Raw genomic sequence first — 17,447 nt, forward strand, 5'->3', positions numbered from 1 at the left:
AATCGGCTTTTTGAATCCATTGAAGAGTTAGAATCTTTGTTGCATCAACTTTTAAATGAAGACAAGCTAGTTATTAATTGGGGGCGGAAACTGAAAAATAAGGGTAATGCTCTTATCACAGTTTAAATGCATAACAGCTTATTAGTTTCTATCCAAGACAAGACTTAACAACGAGTTGAGAAGCATTTCATGAACAGAGCCATAAAAATAGCCCTCAGTAGTATCTCCCTGGTTGCCTTACTTTTAGGAACATTGGTTCTAGAAGCTGGTGGATTAGAAGATTTTAAACTGCGCTACTTCTTCCTCACCAAACATTTTCACGACCAAACCCAAGAACTTGACGACCTCCGCAAGCAAAACGTTGACCCAGAAAAAAATACGCGCATTGACTTAACTCAACTTCTCGATGGGGGACCTCCCAAAGATGGCATTCCCAGTATCGACAATCCGCGCTTCGATACTGCCGAAACGACACCATTTTCCCAGGATGAATTAGTCATTGGTGTCGTCGTCAATGGAGAAGCAAAAGCCTATCCCTTTGGGATTATGAACTGGCACGAAATTGTCAACGATACAGTCGGCGGTACTAATCTCACAGTTTCCTATTGTCCGCTGTGCGACACCATTGTTGCCTTCGAGCGGGGGAACACCACCTACGGTGTATCCGGTAAGTTGTATCAAAGTTGTTTAGTGATGTACGATCGTGCCGATGATACCCTCTATTCCCAACCCTGGACGATTGGCGTAGTCGGGCTAAATGTCAACCGCTCCCTCGAACGGCTTCCGGCGGTGAAAACCACCCTTGGGGACTGGCTGGCAAAGCATCCAGACAGTAAAATTCTCTCAACTCAAACTGGTCACAGCCGCGACTACATGAATTATCCCTATGGAGAGTACTACACCAACAACGAGCTTGTGTTTCCGGTTCGCAATCAGGATGAGCTGACGCTTCATCCGAAAGCCATTATTAGCTATGTGTGGGAACCAGATAATCAAACCCCAAACAATCGCTTTTCTGGTATCAGCCATCAGTTTCCTCACCAAGAACTCAAGCAAGTGGGTACACAGGTTGTAGATTTCAAGGGTCGGCAAATTCGCGCCCGTTGGGACAATGAACTGGAAACCGTTAGGGTTGAAGAACTAGATGGAACGCCTATTCCCAGTTCGACAGCATTTGCTTTTGTGTATCCAGCATTTTTTATGGAGTAAATGAGGTAAAAACCTCAACTAATTGGATGGGAAAACTAGATGGATCGTCTGAACAATGAGATATAATTTCAGCCCAATTTAAGCCATGCCCCGATAAATCAATCTCAAGATTTTAAGCGCTGCCGACCTAAAACAGCACAACCAAGTCCAGTGTACCCATCATCCAGCCGTGGCGTTTGACTGGCTCTCCATTGATATTGGCAGCACTCCAGCGCTCAACTCGGCATTTTCCCAAGTCCCAGAGATAGCGAGTCAAACTCAGTCTACCCCGAAGGGTGAATCAAAACGTCGTCCGAGAAGAAAACTCACGGATTATTCCTGTCCTAAATGTCAGCATCGGATGACCAAAGTATATCTCCACGATTAACTTTAATTGTCCCCACCTACTTAATGAAGATATGCTAAATTTTTAGGAGTATATTGGGTGAGATTGACTATTGACTATGATGTGGCACTGACGGGGGTAAACCCCATCATAAAGGAGGCTGCTGCGTGAGCGAGATTGAGCCAGTCACAACCGAGGAACTGTTCGCCGAGGTCAAAGCCTTAATCGATGCAGCAAAACAGCGCGTCGCTGGCACGGTTAATGCCGAACTTACCCTCCTCTACTGGCATATCGGACACCGCATCTATACGCAGATTCTCAAATGCGATCGCGCTACCTACGGCAAACAAATCATCAGCACCCTCGCCCAACAACTTACTCAAACCTACGGTAAAGGCTGGAGCGTCCGCCAACTGCAAGAACGCATTGACTCCATGCTTTACGAACGCACCGCCCTTTCCCGCAAACCAGAAGACACCATCCGCCACGACCTCGACCAACTGCGGAAAACCCGGCAAATTTCTCCCGATTTATTGCTGAAAGACCCCTATATCCTCGACTTCCTCCAACTCAACGACCGTTACTTAGAAAAAGACCTCGAAGATGCCATCCTCCGCGATATCGAGCAATTTCTCCTGGAACTGGGGGCGGGATTTACCTTTGTCGCCCGTCAGAAAAAGCTACAGATTGATGATGACGAGTTCTATCTTGATCTGCTTTTTTATAACCGCAAACTCAAACGCCTCATCGCCATTGATTTGAAACTGGGTAGCTTCAAAGCCGAATACAAAGGACAAATGGAACTGTACCTACGCTGGCTTGCCAAATACGAACAAGAACCGGATGAAAACCCACCCCTCGGTATTATTCTCTGTGCTGGCAAAAAGCAGGAACAAATCGAACTCCTGGAAGTTGACAAAAGCGGGATTCATGTCGCGGAATATCTCACCGTCCTACCGCCGAAAGCCGTGCTACAAACCAAACTGCAACAAGCCATTACCGATGCTCGCAAGCGATTTGCTGCGGCTCACCCAACATCTGCGGAGGACAACCCCCAATGAATGAAGCCGAAACCAGAGCCAAACTGATTGACCCCGCCCGCCGTGCGGCGGGTTGGTGTATGGTGGACAAAAGCCGTACCCGTCGCGAAGTCATCGCCCCTGGTTGACATATCATGTCCTAACGATTGCCCATAATTGCAATGCTGTAATAACAGGGGTTTCAGGCGTTTTTATTAGAGGTGTTTGACCGAACATGATATCACCCCTTCAGCCCTTAGCTACCCCTTTGAGTAGCATTGCCCTTTCTCCCAACTCCCTTAGCTTCCCCAGCTCCCTACCCCTACAGATATTTAACTTCCGCTCAACATGGTGCGTAATCGTCCTGGAAGAGGATGATTACCCGAATCGTGATGGCGCAGTAACTTTAACAAAGGTTCTGGTACAGTGGCGCTTAGATTAATTTGCAACTGGGGACCCGAAAGGGCAAGTCGAATAATCGTTTCGTTTTGAATCTCCAGTTCCGTAATCGGTTGACCATCCTTATACGTCCCATTGTTACCAAAGTTAATCAATTTCCATCGGTTCCCCATACGCCGCAATTCCAGATGGTAACGCGACACAACCGAACTTCGCAGCACAATATGGTTATCCGCACAGCGCCCTATTTTAATAATCGGTTGATCAGTAAAATGCCATTGTTGAATCGGTACACTATGGGATGGCGATCGCAGTGATACCGTAACAACATTTGGAGCAAGATTTACGCCTGACAAAGATTTATGAATCAATTGATGCACCCCTAAAAATCAAAACTTGATAGTTAGTTTAATCGGCTTACTATTTCTAGAAGCCCACACTCTACTCCTAAGAGTCAGTGTGTGAAGTTGTCCCTTTAATCATGACACGCCTCAGACGAATCGCATAGTGCGATTTACGTCTAGGACATGACTGGGCGAGGAAATGTGACTAGAAACCCTAGATATTCCGTACTTTCCCCGCATCTCCCGCTAACGTGGGAGTTTTGCCTAGAGAGTACGCGATCGCAATAGCCAGATCGCTGTTGGTTATCATCTTCACAATATACCTAACTCACAATTGAGTTAAGATGCTCAGTATCACTTGATAGCTGATAACTTCAGTTTACAGAATCTGACCCAGTTTTTCACACCGTACTATTACGGAGCAACTCCAAGCCGCTATACAAGTGAATGTCCCGATGCTAGCATACCCATTCAATCATTGAAATTGATGGGATAATTCCCCAGTAATTGTAGCACAAGCTACCAAATCATCCCCTGCCAGGGAGAGTTAGCGAGGGGTCTGACCCCCCAGTTCAGTGACTCCCAGTATCATACTTTTAACTCTGATATAAATTAATAATAACCTAACCCGAATGGCACGTTCTTGAAACCGAATCTGGCTAACTTAGATACCAGAAAATGATCCGATTGGTTAATTCACTAGGAAAAAGACCTCTCCCATGCATGTCAACTTAAAAAGATGGGGAAGTTGGGGGAAAAATAAACTTCTAAGTAGTCGGAATAAGTAAATCATCGAACCCGTTTTAACGGGTTTAAGCTTTTAGCCCCAACTTGAGTTGAGGGCTGACTTTGTATCACTCACTCACACCCTCGCCCCTTTCCGTATAAGTAAATAGTTGAACCCGTTTTAATGGGTTTAAGCTTTTAGCCCCAACTTGAGTTGAGGGCTTTATATCATCCTCACACCCTCGCTCCCTTCTGTATAAGTAAATCATTGAACCCGTTTTAACGGGTTTAAGCTTTTAGCCCCAACTTGAGTTGAGGGCTGACTTTGTATCACCTCACACCCTCACCCCCTTTCCGTATAAGTAAATCATTGAACCCGTTTTAACGGGTTTAAGCTTTTAGCCCCAACTTGAGTTGAGGGCTGACTCCAAAATCATCAAGCTACCCTGATTAGCCCCAGGTTTAGAGGTAAAGTATTGACATGATTGTCTACGCAAGGAGATTAGTTATGGTCGCGACTCGCGAAGTGATTATTCCCACAGGGATGGAAATCCTATATGAAAAGTATCACTATTGTCCAGGTATTAGAATCGGAAATACAGTGTATGTCTCCGGTCAAGTGGGTCGCGACGAAAAGTTACAAGTGGTTGAGGGAATAGAAGAACAGTTTATCCAGGCGTTTGAAAATGTCAAAAAAGTTCTTTTAACCGCAGGCGTAACCTTTGACAATGTTGTCGAACTTGTAACCTATCATGTCACAAGTCCAGCGTCTATTCCAGCTTCAAGACCACTAATGATTCCGCATTTGTCGCTGTTTATGGAAATAAAAGATCGGTACTTTATTGAGAAATATCCAACTTGGACAAAAGTAGGTGTCACCGCCTTGTCTGACCCTGGACTCATCGTGGAAATCAAGTGTACAGCGCTGCGATAAAATCTAAGCTGTCAGTCTGAAACAAGAGAAGGATGCCAACTCACAATAAGTATGGCAAAGTAGACAGCAAAGCTCAAGACGTGGTGCATTTTAATGAAATTTCGATCCAAAGTTGCTGAAAAAGGCTCAATTTCTGCAACAGATAAAACAATTACCAGAAGGTTACTACATCCTAACTATCCCTTCTCTACCACCCGTTTCCCGTTTTTTTATGGCTGGATTATTGCGGTGGTTTGCACGATTGGGATCATTATGAGTATTCCGGGTCAAACTGTAGGAGTGAGCGTTTTCACGGATCATTTGCTACAGGCGACGGGTGTATCACGTTTGGAATTGAGTAATGCTTACCTGGTGGGAACCTTAACCAGTGGTTTCCTATTACCCATGGGGGGAGTGTTGCTTGACCGCTTTGGCGCACGAGTTATTGTGGTGGGTTCGTCCCTGTGGCTAGGGGGAACACTCTGTTATTTGAGTTTGTGCGATCGCATCGCTATCTCTCTCAAGACTATACTACCCCTTGATCATTCAGCCATAGCCCTGATCATCCTAGGACTAGGCTTTACCAGCCTGCGCTTTTCCGGTCAAGGAATGTTGACAATGACCAGCCGTACCACCTTAGGCAAATGGTTTGACCGTCGTCGGGGGTTTGTCTCCGGTACAACTGGTGTATTTATCTCCTTTGGCTTTTCCATTGCACCATTAATTCTGAGTACCTGGATTAACGGCTTCGGTTGGCGATATACCTGGGTAACAATGGCAGCTATTGTGGGGATTGGCATGGGATTTATTGGCTGGATGTTCTACCGAGATAATCCAGAAGAATGTGGTCTGATTATGGACGGAGACGCCACAACTCCAGTCACCACCGGAGAAACTTTTGCTGAGAACAAGATACAAGATTTTACTCGTTCCCAAGCGCTGCGTACCCGAATTTTTTGGGCAGCAACCTTAACCTTATCCTCTCACGCTTTAGTCGTTACCGGGATTACCTTTCACATCGTTGATATTGGCGCAGAAGCCGGATTATCGCAAATCCAAGCGGTGTCTCTGTTCTTACCGATGGCAATTCTCTCCACGATTGTTGGGTATTTGATGGGAGTCAGCGCTGACCGAGTTTCGCTGAAATATCTATTTATATTTATGATTGTGTTTCAAGCTATTGGCTTTATCTGTGCCGCCAATCTGGGTATAGGCTGGTTGCGGGGACTAACCATCGTGGGATTAGGCGCAAGTGGCGGCTGTTTTAGCACCTTATCGACTGTGGCTTTACCCAGATTCTTTGGTCGAATGCATTTAGGGGCGATTGCTGGCGTTCAGATGATGAGTATGGTGTGCGCGAGTGCGATAGGACCTTCATTCTTAGCTGTATTTAAGGATCAATTGGGTTCTTATCAACCGGGTCTCTACGCTTGTACTATACTCCCAGCGATTACACTGATTCTGACTCTTTTTTCCCATAATCCACAAAAGGGAATAGGGAATGGGGAATAGGGAATGGGGGGAGCATTACAGCGCTTTGCGCTGTAATAAAGTACAGTAGATCAAAGAGATCAAAGAGATCAAAGTCCCCCTTTTAGATCCCCCTCCCGTCCCCCTTAAAAAGGGGGAAGCCAGCGGATGCTTCGCTTTTTTTGCTTATGGGATTTAGGGGGATCGACAATGTACCGCATAGCAGAGCAAACTGCTGTATTAAATGGCTGAAACCCTAATGCTGACTTGATCGCATTGGTGTACAATCAACAGGATTTGATACCGCTTATCGGTTAGAACTGATAGCCTACACTAAAATGAAATCCCTCATCTTGAGCGTTTTCTCTCCGATCATCCAAATCCACAAAAGGAATCCCATAGTCAAGGCGGATATTTAAGTTAGGGATAGGTTCCCAAAGTAAACCTAATCCTAAACTCGCTAAAAATGTCTGATCGGGTTGATCATTGGGATTATCAGGATGATTCCACACCGCCCCTAAATCAACAAAGGGTGCGAGTTGAAAGGTGGGTAATCCAGTTTCATTTCTCTCCAGTGTAATCCGATCTTCAATCGAAACACGAAACCCATTGTCACCAGAACGTACATTTTGCCTGTACCCGCGCAGGGTTTGTCCGCCACCGATTACAAATTGTTCAGAAGCCAAGAGAGAATCGGGGGTGAGTTGTAAGTTAGCCGCAATAATTAATAGATGATTCTCGCCCAATATTTGTGTGCGTTGCACTTGACCCAACCAGCTAAAAAAGCGACTATCTGGAATCGGTGCATCATTGGTCGTGGCGTCAAAGAAATCGGTACCAATGTTAAACTGCGATCGCAGACTCCATGCGCCCTGGATGTCCCGTTTCACGTAGTCTTGTCCAAAGCGGAACACACTGGTGCGACTCACGCCATCTTCATCGGGTCCAATCCCAAAGGGAGTGGGTAGGCGGTCAAAAATAAAGGTTTGACCATCTCGGTAACTAAACCCTAAAGACAGGGCAAATTCTTGGCGCAGGGTACGAATTAAGGGTTGACGAAAGCTGACTTCATAGAGTTCTGTTTCCCCTTCGATATTCAGTGCATCAAAGGGTTCTTCGGTAATTTCATTGCGGTCAATAACAGTACGCAGTTGTAGCGTTCCGTCTTTTGCATTCAAGGGAACCCGATAGCTGAAATTAAATAAATTAGAACCGCCTGTTGTGGAACGATAATAGGAACCGGAAAGCGTATCGCCAATTCCAATAAGATTCCGATAACCGAGTTGAACCCCTAAGCGTTCTGAACCAACACTAGGGGGAGAATAGTTATCTACACTGACATTTCCAAAGAAGGGATTTGTCTCTTCAACTTGTACAACCAGAATACTTTCACCGACTTCATCACCCGCTTCTAAGGTGGCGTTTAGGGTGTCAAAGAGGGGATTAGTTCTCAGCAGTCGCAATTGCTCTTCTAGTGTATCAACACGCAGGGGGGGACTGGTGGCTGATTGAATCCGTTTACGAATGTAACTGGGCTTCAGTCGTTCGGTTCCTTCTATCTGAATGTCTGTTAAACGCCCTTCAATCACCTGAATGGTAACAACACCATCGGTTACATTCTGTTGCGGTAAAATCGCCGTCGAGGTAAAGTATCCAGCATCACGATACAGTTGCGCGATCGCATCCGTGGCATTCTGAAGTTCGTTTATAGTAACAGTGCGTCCTTCCAAGGGTTGAATAATAGGATTTAACTCCTCTGCACCAAAAAAGCTACTCCCCACAACTTCGATACGGTTAACATCAATTGTGGTTTCCGTTGATTCAGTTGGGGGCGGTTGAACAGGTTCTTCCGGCGTTGGTAAAACGGGTTCGGTTTCTGTTGGTTCAGAAGGGATGGGTTCGGGAGTTGGTTGGAGAAATCGGTCTTCGTTGGGGTTGGGTTGTTGGGCGAAGTCAAAGGCAGGAAAATGTTCGGTAGGTTCAGATAAAGTTAGGGGAGGATTAGCCAAAGCGTAACCCTGTTCAAGTGTTGCAATCAGGGTAATCCCCCCGATGAGTAATAATTTAGTTTGTATCATTTCACTCCTCTTACACCCTGTCTTGAGTTAAGCTGTTCGGCATTTAAACCTTAATATCAATAACGGCGAAAGTCTTGTAGTGCGTTAAGCGAAGCCATGCCGCAGGCTTTGCATCTTGCTCGCTGCTAATACCCAATTTAAATGCATGACAGCTTATGCTAATTCCAGTCAAACTTGACCGTAAAAGTCTTTTTTGCTTTTCTTTTACGAATTATCAACCAAGCTTTGCATATATTGTTCAAAAGGAAGACGCTGATCGGGTCTTAAGACATCTCGTATTGCCATTCTCCGCTCAAATTGCAACTGAGAGATTTCTGTTCGTAAGGCTTCAACGTCACTATATTTTTGTCGTACCTGACTTTCTGAGGCATCGGCGCTGACGATTAATGTTTCCAGTTCTTGTTGCGCTTCGTCCCATTTTTCATAGAGGGAGTCCAGTAAAGGACTAAACTTGCGGCTGATTTGATTAAGTTGAGTAATTTGTTCTTCTGTTAATCCTATCTCTTCAATGAGTGGTGAGGGGTCTGGCGGAGTGTACTGTTCTATCGTTTGGGCTTGTAACTGAGGCGGGATAGAGTTCGATTCTGCCAAAGCGTTAGCACTACTTAAGAAAAAAGCTAAGATTGTGATTGCAGAAATGCGACGTAACAGCATAATTATTTCTGACCTAAAAAAATGCTTGTTCAGATGTTGATGATAGTTTGCCGTTCAAATTTCCATAAGAACTATTTCCTCCTTAGAGCAATTAAAGATTTTGGGATTTAACCTTAATCTCTAATTGCTGGTTTGGACATTGAACTATTGGAGTCGCTTCTTGTTACAGCTAAAGTTACTGATTTAACAGATAGTCGGTGTCCGAGCGAAGCGTGTCTGCATTCAATTGTTGTTCGAGTGCTCTGTACTTAGCCTCCCGAACTTTTCCATCTTCCACGACATTATCCCAGCCGCGTTTAGCGTCCCTTAGCGCCTCTAGTACTGCCATATTGGAATTCGTAACTCTCGGTACATCCTGTGTAATTCTCACTGCCCACTCAAGCGTTGTCTCACCTGGTCTTTGCTGAAGTTCTGGCGATACACCTACCAATTTTCCGCCAAGGGGACCTGGTGAGGTAAGTGGGGAGTTAAGTATCTGATCAACCCTGTTCCCTAAAGTTATTTGTAGTGCATCATTAAAATCTGTCGCTTCAGGAACTAACTCATTGAGCAATTGTTGACCAAGCTCAGATATTCTGATACCTAAATCACCTATATTATTGATGTTGAGATTACCACCATTGATTAGCGTGGTAAGGGCAGTAATATTTTCGGTAAAGTCACCAGAGGAACTAGTACCTACCGTTCCTATAGAAACCAAAGAGCCACCAGAATTAGAAGTTCCCGTTACGCTGATTACTGGAACACCTGGGGGAGTGCCAAGTTGGTCACGCTCGAAATTTGTACCAAAGTGAGTTTCGGGACCTCCGGTGAGGACAACACCATTCAGCGTAATAGTTGCTCTTTCAGGGCTCTTAGCAGTTATTTCGTCTGTGACTGTAATACCGTTAGTAGCATTGACAGTAATATCACCTGCCCTTCCTGAAAGCTTGTTAGTTCTGATTCCGCTGGCACTGAAGCTGCCGCCAGTCACATTAATGGTAATATCGCCTCCTGTCGGATCGTAAGCATTAAACGACGATGACATAACATTAGAGGCAATAGTAATGTCACCATTGGTAGCACTGAGGTTAATTTCACGGCTTTCCCCCTTCAACAGCGTAATCGCATACACCCTTCTCGCCGAGATTCCCCCATTAGTGGCGGTTACACTAACTGAACCGCTATCATAATCACCAAGTGGAAAAGAATGAAAAGGATTAATAACGCCAGCCGTGATGCTAGCAGCAGCAATTGTCAAGTCTCTGGCACGAGCGTCGAGGGTATCACTCTCAGCCATTGTAAAAGCGCCACCTGCCTCAAAGGTAATTGACCCACTACCTCGCTGAAACCTTAGCATCCCGTCCTGCATCGGCTCAATGGTAATCGTATTATCCGCCTGCAACAGGACATTAGTATTACCTGACAGACTTTCTAACTGATTCTCGCTAATTGTCGTCGGTTCTGCATCAGCAAACATCACCTGACCGCTAAACCCACCAGGAGTCCCCCCAGCCGTAATCGTGATATCCGTGGGGTCAAGCAGTAACGTTCCACCGTCTCCATTAATCGCACTGGTATCAACCGTCCCAGCAAACTGCAAATTCTCCTTCCCCGATACCTCAACAAAACCCCCATCTCCAGCTACTGCACCACCACGGCTGCTGATATCACCAAAAAACTGAGTCGTATCATCTGCCCAAAGCACGACAGTTCCGCCATAGCCGTTGGTCAAAGCATCCGCTTGAATCGTGGAATTCTGATTAACAAAAGTTCGTTCGGCGTTGAAAACCTCACCTTGACCCTGATAGTCACCACCGACTAAAACCGTACCCCCACCATTACTACCCGAAGCATCAATTTCTGCATCAACCAAACCCACACGCTGCCCTAAAATGTGAACCGTTCCCCCGGTTTCACTGCTAGCCGTATCAATACTTCCAGAAACAATCGTCGTTCCCGTTTCTGTCGGAATGGGCTGATTTGAAGCCGCTAACCAAACTTGACCCTGCTCATCAACTTGAATTTCGGTTGCTGGAACTATATCCCCACCTGTTACCAATTGTCCTAGACTTGCTGGTGAAATGTTGCCAACTCCGTTATCGTCTAAATCGGCTACATCCAGCTTTAAACCCAGCGCCATATTTTCTTGGTTAATCACCACTTGACTGGTTCCGGGTACAGAAGCAACGCTAATTGTTCCCCCTGGTGCAGAGAATGTCCCCGTGTTAATGACTTGTCCCGCAACAACCGTCAAACCTTGCCCTTCACCCACAGCCAAATCACCTGCATTAATAATGCTTCCTGGCTGTTCCATGGCAAAGGAAAAATTAGTGGGATCACCCATGAGTGCTTGATAATTGTTGTCACCCACGGCATTAAACTGACCCCCGTCAAACCCAATACTGCTGGCTGTCGTCGCCGTAAAAGCCGCCGGAACATTTAAACTCGCCTGAGTGCCAAAAACAATTCCAGCCGGATTCATTAAAAACAGGTTAGAATTTCCCCCTGTCACCTGAATCAGCCCATTAATCAGGGATGCTTCCCCACCGACAACTCCTGCCAAAATGTTGCGAATTTCTGGGTTGGAGAGGAAGTTGGCGATTTCTCCTTGATTCAAGCCAAATTGCTCAAAGTGGTGGAAGAGATTGCTGCCATCTCCGGACAACATACCGCCGCTAATATCAAGACTTTCACCATTAGGAGTAACGATGGTATTTGTCCCCTCAGCAGGTGTTATGGATTGAGCTTGAATCGGTTTACTATCAAGGCTCAGAGACAGTAACGCTGTAGCGATCGCAAGGGACAATCTGACTGGTTGGAAGCTAGACATAATGCATTCCTCATTCCTCAGTACTTCTCTTCAACCGTAGCATAAACTTTTTGGGATTGAGCCGGATTAATTAAGGCGCAAGCGTTTTTTGTTGGAGGTCACGTCATCTTTAGATTTAGATAGAGATGAGCATGGAAAGGCACGCCTTAGTCAAACCCTATTGTCTCACAGATTTCTTGCCAAGAATCTTAACAATATCTTAAAATACATGGGGGCGAATTCAGAGGGCTAATTGGCGAAAACCCTTATGTATTAAGGGTTGATGCTTATATCGCCAATTAGGATGGGGGACTACAGGTTAATACTCCAATCCCAGAATTTCATAGGATTTTTCGACAACTTCATCGGGATCAAACGGCTTAGTCATATACAAATCCGCCCCGACTTGTTGTCCTTTTTCCTTATCAAACTCTTGCCCCTTTGCCGTTAACATAATAATGTAGACATCTTTAATATCCAGATTATTTTTAACCGCATAACAGACATCAAAACCATTCATTTTCGGCATCATCACATCCAGAAACACTAAATCCGGTTTTTCCAGTTTAATGGTTTCAATTGCCTCTTCCCCATTTTCCGCAATCAGGACTTCTACGCCTTCGTCTTCCAGTTCCTCTAAAGTTTGTGCCATTAACAGGCGAATATGCGGTTCATCATCAACAATCAAGATTTTCTTGTCCATCTTAATAGATCACTTCAAATACATCGACAGGCTTTTTCTTCCCCTTAACTTGCACAGTGCCAACTTCTTTAAAATCAAACAGATTATAGGTGACATCATAGACACTGCGACACACCAAAATTTGTTCCCCTTTGGCAATGGATTGTAGACGAGAGGCAATATTGACCTTATCCCCAATAGCAGTATAATCCATGTGCTGAGGAGAGCCAACATTTCCCACAATCACTTCCCCTGAACTGATACCAATTCCGGTAATAAAATTTTGACGAATCCAAGGAACCGGAATGGCTTTGATCCGCTTTTGCATTTCAATTGCTGTTTTAATCGCACCTTTCTCACTGTAAACTAAGCGAGAGGGAGCGCCAAACATTGCCACAATCATATCACCCACAAACTTATTGACCGTTCCGCCATAGCTGAAAATTACATCAACCATGTGGGTAAAATATTCATTCAAGTATTCGACGATTAGTTCCGGAGGTAATTCCTCACATTTCGTCGTAAAATTTCTAATATCTGAAAATAAAATGGCAATATCCCGTTTAGCTGGCTCGAAGGAAAAATCATCTTTTTCTTCAAGGATGGCTTCAACGACTTTAGCCGAGACATAACGTTCGAGATTACTTTTAATCCGCTCTTCTTTTAGTTTTTGTTCATGCAACATCGCATTTTCAATGGCAGATGCTGCTTGCGAGGCTAAAGCCGTCAATAACTTTAAATCAGCCGCCGTATAATTAATTGGCTCTTGATGACTAATATTAATCACCCCAATAATACCATCTTTGGTTTGCAGAGGAGCGCAAATCAGAGAATAAATTTGATTCCGACCTTCGACAAATCGAATATCTGCCTGCACATTATTAATAATTTCGGCTTTCCCCGTCAAAATTAAATTACCAGCGATTCCTTTCCCCAATGCCAAGGGCGCTTTTGGGTCATATTCTTGACCAATAGCAGCGACTAATTCAAACTCACTCGTGTTGGGATTTAATAACATGAGTGAACCACTGGTGGCTTTAATTAAGCGGGTGGCTTCATCAATGATTAAGTTGGCGACTTGTTTAAGATCAAGGCAAGCGGTTAACCGTCCTGATATATTATAAAGCATGTTAATCTCTTTATATTTATCCAAGGTTTCCCGCGCCAACATTTTTTCCTGAATTTCTTTATTGGCAATATAACTCAGGAGGGACGCTAACGATGCGGCTTTTTCACCCCCTGTGATCCAACCAATAATATCATCAGCCAGCTTTACCGGATAATTCCCCAGTTCCTTTTGACTTTCTTCACCAAAAAGGAGACGACCCTGGGTATCCTGAATCAGGATCGGTGTCTCCATGACCGCACTCATTTCCTTGATCAGAGATAAAACATCCTTTTTATTCAGCAACTTCTTTAGACTGATGGTTACCATCTGCTTTTTCATTCGCTAATAAGAGAAAAAATACATTTTCCAGTCCCTTTTCAAAGCGTAGGGTTTTGACAATATTATATCGTTCCGACAACTCAGAATTGACGATAATCATATCCGGCTTAACGGAAATAGCTTTTTCTTTAAAATCCTCCCCATCAAAGACCTCAATTACATTATATCCTCTGGTGGTTAGGACATCAGCCAGGGTTTTAACGGTGGATATATTTTCATCAACGACTAATATTTTCTTTTTAGAACTTCCTTGAGCAATTAAGGAATCAATTTCCTGGAGCAATTGTTCCGATTCAAAAGGTTTAGTGATATACTTGTCAATTCCTAATCGATATCCTCGTTCGTGGTCTTCAATAATGGACAAAATAATAATTGGAATGTCCATGGTTGATGGGTCATTTTTTAATACAGCAGCAACATCAAAGCCATTCATTTCCGGCATCATCACATCCAGAGTAATTAGATCGGGTCGTTCTTGCTTAACGAGTGCGATCGCTTCTAGACCATCTTTGGCTTCCCGGACTTTATATCCCCGTGACTCAAGTTCTTGTCGCAACAGTTGACGAATTAAGGCTTCATTATCGACAACCAGTACTGTTTTATTGGGAGTCTTATTCGTAGATGAGTTGTCAGGAGTGACCGTTACTTGAAGCTGCTTAACCAATGTGTCCATATCCATCATATTCACTTGGACAGGTAGATTAGTATCAATGGGAAGAGTAAACGAAAATGTGCTTCCTTTTTTCAACTCACTTTCGACCCAAATTCTGCCACCATGATGTTCAACAATTTGCTTACATATCGGTAATCCTAGACCCGTCCCTTTCGGTTTATCGGTTAACGTATCCCCGACTTGCTTAAATTTTTCAAAGACTTGAGGCTGATCAGCAGGAGCAATACCCATACCTGTATCAATAACACTAATAATGATTTCACTATGCCTTTGCCTTGCTCGGCAGGTTATTGATCCTTTTTGAGTAAACTTAACAGCATTAGAAATTAAATTAATCAGAACTTGAATCAGTCTATCTTTATCTCCAGAGATTTCTGGAAGCTCAGTTTCCACTTTTTTAATAAATTGAATGTGTTTAGTCTCAAATAACGAGGATGTCGCAGCAATTGCCCGTTCAATAATCTCGTGAACCAACAACGGTTGCATATTCCAGTCAACTTTTCCGGCTTCCATTTTGGCAATATCGAGAACATCATTAATTAAAGCCGTTAACCGTTCTCCTTCCGAGACAATAATAGTGACATTATCTTGAACTTGGCGAACAGTTCGATTAATTTTCTTGTTGTCGGTTTGGATTTGGGGAAAAATAACATCTTCGAGTTTTTTCTTGATAATCTTGGTAAATCCCAAGACAGAAGTCAGCGGGGTTCTTAATTCGTGGGAAACGGTAGAGATAAAATCCGTTTTCATCTGATCCACTTCTTTTTCAACAGTAATATCTCGAATCAGGATAACTGAACCAAGAAACTCCTCGACTGCACCATCAGCCAAAGCCACTTTATCAATGGCGGTAGCTACAGCTTTCCCAATCCGTCCCCCCGCTAGATCAATTTCTGCGGTAAAGACTTCCCGGTGATGGTTTTGGGTTTGGGCGACTAATTCCACTAACTCGCTGCTTAATATATCTTGACCTTTTTTATCCGTAATATCCAGTTCTCCTAACCCTAACATCCTGAGGAAAGCGGGATTGAACTGAGATATTTTTCCTTGAGTGTCGGTAACCAGTAAGCCATCGACTAAATTATTAATAATAGCTGTTAAATGAGCGGTTCTTTCTTCAACGCGACCTTCGAGAATTTGATTAATACTTTCAACATGCTGACGAGTATCTGCTTCAGTTTTCTGTAAGCGCTTGGCTTCTGATTCAGCTTGTTTTAAGAATTGTTCACGGACATAGACTTTAACCGCCATTGAATTGAACAGATTTGCCAAACGTCCTAACTCATCTTTGCGAGTATCATCCAGTTGAATATTCAAATCTCCAGCCGCAATTCGTTCCGTTGCTCCCATCAACTCAATTAAGGGATTCGTAACTTGGCGACGCAGGACAAAATAGAGGACTAACAGTTCAAGCACAAGTGCGACAATCCCTAACCCCAGAATAAATCCGGCTGTGTCCCGGGCGGGTTTGGCTAAAATTGACTGGGGAAAAACGGTAACTAAATACCAATCCGGTTCATCAATTCTGGCGACCGCTAAGTATTCATTATCTTTAGTATTTTCAATGATGACTTGATTGGGGGTTATGTCTTTGACCAATTGAAAGATACGCTGAAGGTGGGGATCATCGGATTCAAGAATATTGAATTTCCCTTTTTTTTGTTTGATTTCCTCGATTTTATCAGGATGAACAATGAGATGACCATCCCCGCTAAAAAGAATATTATAACCGCCCTCAGTCTGATCCTGAATCAGACGATTCATTAGTTGATTCAGAGTCAAATCATGTCCAATTGTGGCAATATGTTCCCCATCTAAATTAACAGGTGTTTTCACAGAGACAATCCAATCTTGAGCCTGCGGATCGTAGTAAAGTCCTGTCCATACCGTCTTTGACTCTGGATTGGTTTGGGTTTTGGCACCATAGGCTTTTTTCTCGTTTTGTAGATTAAGTTCAGTCGAAGCTCGTTGCACCCAGGGCGTTCTGGGCCAATAGATAGCGATAATATTGTCGGGGCTAGTAATGTAGGTATTGATAAAACGATGATGCCAAATTGAGCCATAGGTTGTGGTTAGGTTGTAAAAGGTAAGAACTCGCTGTCGAACCTCTGCATCAATGACTAAGTTTTCATCGATATAAACCCCCGCTTGCTCAAGGGTGTCGAACTTTTCCGGAGGCTGATCTTTTGGTCGATTGCGAATTACACCATCAGACCACTCGACAAAGAGTTGATTGAACTTAGTGTAGGAATTATAATCAGGGTCTTTTAGCTGCTTGAGTAATTCTTGTTTGAGAAGCGTATGATTATCTACAGCGATAGAGAAGAGAATACGTTCCCGTTCACCCCGTTCGTACACATACTTTTTGACCCGTTCTAATGCCTCAGCTTCAAAAAACGACAAGGTGTGAAAATAACTCCACGTCGTTAATACAACAATAACTCCAGCAATCCTTAAGGCTACATTAACCAGCGTTCGCCGTGTGATAGATTGTTGCCCGGAAAAAATAGGAAAAGCCATTTTAGAGTGGGTGAAGGTTTAAGACAGACAGTTCTAACGTTGATGAGAGGGGGTGCGGGAAGCAAAGGAGCAGGGGTGGAGGGGCGCAGGGGAGATTTAACCTAATTATTTACATTGATTTAGATAAATTGTCTTTTGGATTTTGCACGACCACCCAATTTTTTAATCGACTGAATAAGATTATGATGTTTCTTTAA

Annotated in this window: 12 protein-coding genes and 2 pseudogenes; 7 read left to right on the top strand and 7 right to left on the bottom strand. The window is 44.0% G+C overall.

The genetic code is table 11. From position 1 onward, the window contains the following. From RID53_RS19885 to RID53_RS19905, 5 genes and pseudogenes are all read left to right on the top strand, one after another. Positions 1-126, top strand: a pseudogene (locus RID53_RS19885) (IS630 family transposase); the annotation flags it as partial. A 63-nt stretch (positions 127-189) separates the two neighbouring features. Next, entirely contained in the window at positions 190-1,209 is a 1,020-nt protein-coding gene (locus RID53_RS19890) for a DUF3179 domain-containing protein (protein WP_446389739.1), read from the top strand. A 169-nt stretch (positions 1,210-1,378) separates the two neighbouring features. After that, positions 1,379-1,576 carry a hypothetical protein gene (locus RID53_RS19895; RefSeq protein ID WP_446389740.1) on the top strand — a complete coding sequence of 66 codons (198 nt, stop codon included), beginning with the start codon at positions 1,379-1,381 and terminating at the stop codon, positions 1,574-1,576. A gap of 125 nt (positions 1,577-1,701) precedes the next feature. After that, on the top strand, positions 1,702-2,595 hold the full coding sequence (locus tag RID53_RS19900) for a PDDEXK nuclease domain-containing protein (RefSeq protein ID WP_446389741.1): 894 nt from the start codon (positions 1,702-1,704) through the stop codon (positions 2,593-2,595). Next, positions 2,592-2,699: pseudogene (locus tag RID53_RS19905) on the top strand (type I restriction endonuclease subunit R); the annotation flags it as partial. The gene RID53_RS19900 and the pseudogene RID53_RS19905, both read left to right, overlap by 4 nt. A gap of 186 nt (positions 2,700-2,885) precedes the next feature. Here RID53_RS19905 and RID53_RS19910 read toward each other — a convergent pair. Continuing rightward, a complete protein-coding gene (locus tag RID53_RS19910) occupies positions 2,886-3,323 on the bottom strand; it encodes an FHA domain-containing protein (RefSeq protein WP_446389742.1) in 438 nt (145 codons plus the stop codon). 1,207 nt (positions 3,324-4,530) lie between these two features. On the opposite strand from RID53_RS19910, the gene RID53_RS19915 reads away from it, so the two are divergent. Both RID53_RS19915 and RID53_RS19920 read left to right on the top strand, forming a co-directional pair. Further along, positions 4,531-4,956, top strand: coding sequence for a RidA family protein (locus tag RID53_RS19915; protein WP_446371684.1), 426 nt, complete (start codon positions 4,531-4,533; stop codon positions 4,954-4,956). 93 nt (positions 4,957-5,049) lie between these two features. Beyond that, positions 5,050-6,447, top strand: coding sequence for an MFS transporter (locus RID53_RS19920; RefSeq protein WP_446389743.1), 1,398 nt, complete (start codon positions 5,050-5,052; stop codon positions 6,445-6,447). Between the two features lie 272 nt (positions 6,448-6,719). Here the strand turns inward: RID53_RS19920 and RID53_RS19925 are convergent, their stop codons facing one another. From RID53_RS19925 to RID53_RS19950, 6 genes are all read right to left on the bottom strand, one after another. Further along, entirely contained in the window at positions 6,720-8,483 is a 1,764-nt protein-coding gene (locus RID53_RS19925) for a ShlB/FhaC/HecB family hemolysin secretion/activation protein (RefSeq protein WP_446389744.1), read from the bottom strand. 204 nt (positions 8,484-8,687) lie between these two features. After that, positions 8,688-9,137, bottom strand: coding sequence for a Spy/CpxP family protein refolding chaperone (locus RID53_RS19930; protein ID WP_446389745.1), 450 nt, complete (start codon positions 9,135-9,137; stop codon positions 8,688-8,690). 175 nt (positions 9,138-9,312) lie between these two features. Beyond that, positions 9,313-11,949 carry a two-partner secretion domain-containing protein gene (locus RID53_RS19935; protein WP_446389746.1) on the bottom strand — a complete coding sequence of 879 codons (2,637 nt, stop codon included), beginning with the start codon at positions 11,947-11,949 and terminating at the stop codon, positions 9,313-9,315. A gap of 298 nt (positions 11,950-12,247) precedes the next feature. Further along, positions 12,248-12,631 carry a response regulator transcription factor gene (locus RID53_RS19940; protein ID WP_446389747.1) on the bottom strand — a complete coding sequence of 128 codons (384 nt, stop codon included), beginning with the start codon at positions 12,629-12,631 and terminating at the stop codon, positions 12,248-12,250. Between the two features lies 1 nt (position 12,632). Next, positions 12,633-14,045 (bottom strand): adenylate/guanylate cyclase domain-containing protein, encoded by a 1,413-nt coding sequence (locus RID53_RS19945; protein WP_446389748.1) that lies wholly within the window; start codon positions 14,043-14,045, stop codon positions 12,633-12,635. After that, positions 14,011-17,250, bottom strand: coding sequence for a response regulator (locus tag RID53_RS19950; RefSeq protein ID WP_446389749.1), 3,240 nt, complete (start codon positions 17,248-17,250; stop codon positions 14,011-14,013). Before RID53_RS19950 ends, RID53_RS19945 begins: the two co-directional genes overlap by 35 nt. Positions 17,251-17,447 lie beyond the last annotated feature (197 nt).

This window comes from Coleofasciculus sp. B1-GNL1-01 (assembly GCF_040220235.1).
Classification (GTDB): domain Bacteria; phylum Cyanobacteriota; class Cyanobacteriia; order Cyanobacteriales; family Coleofasciculaceae; genus Coleofasciculus.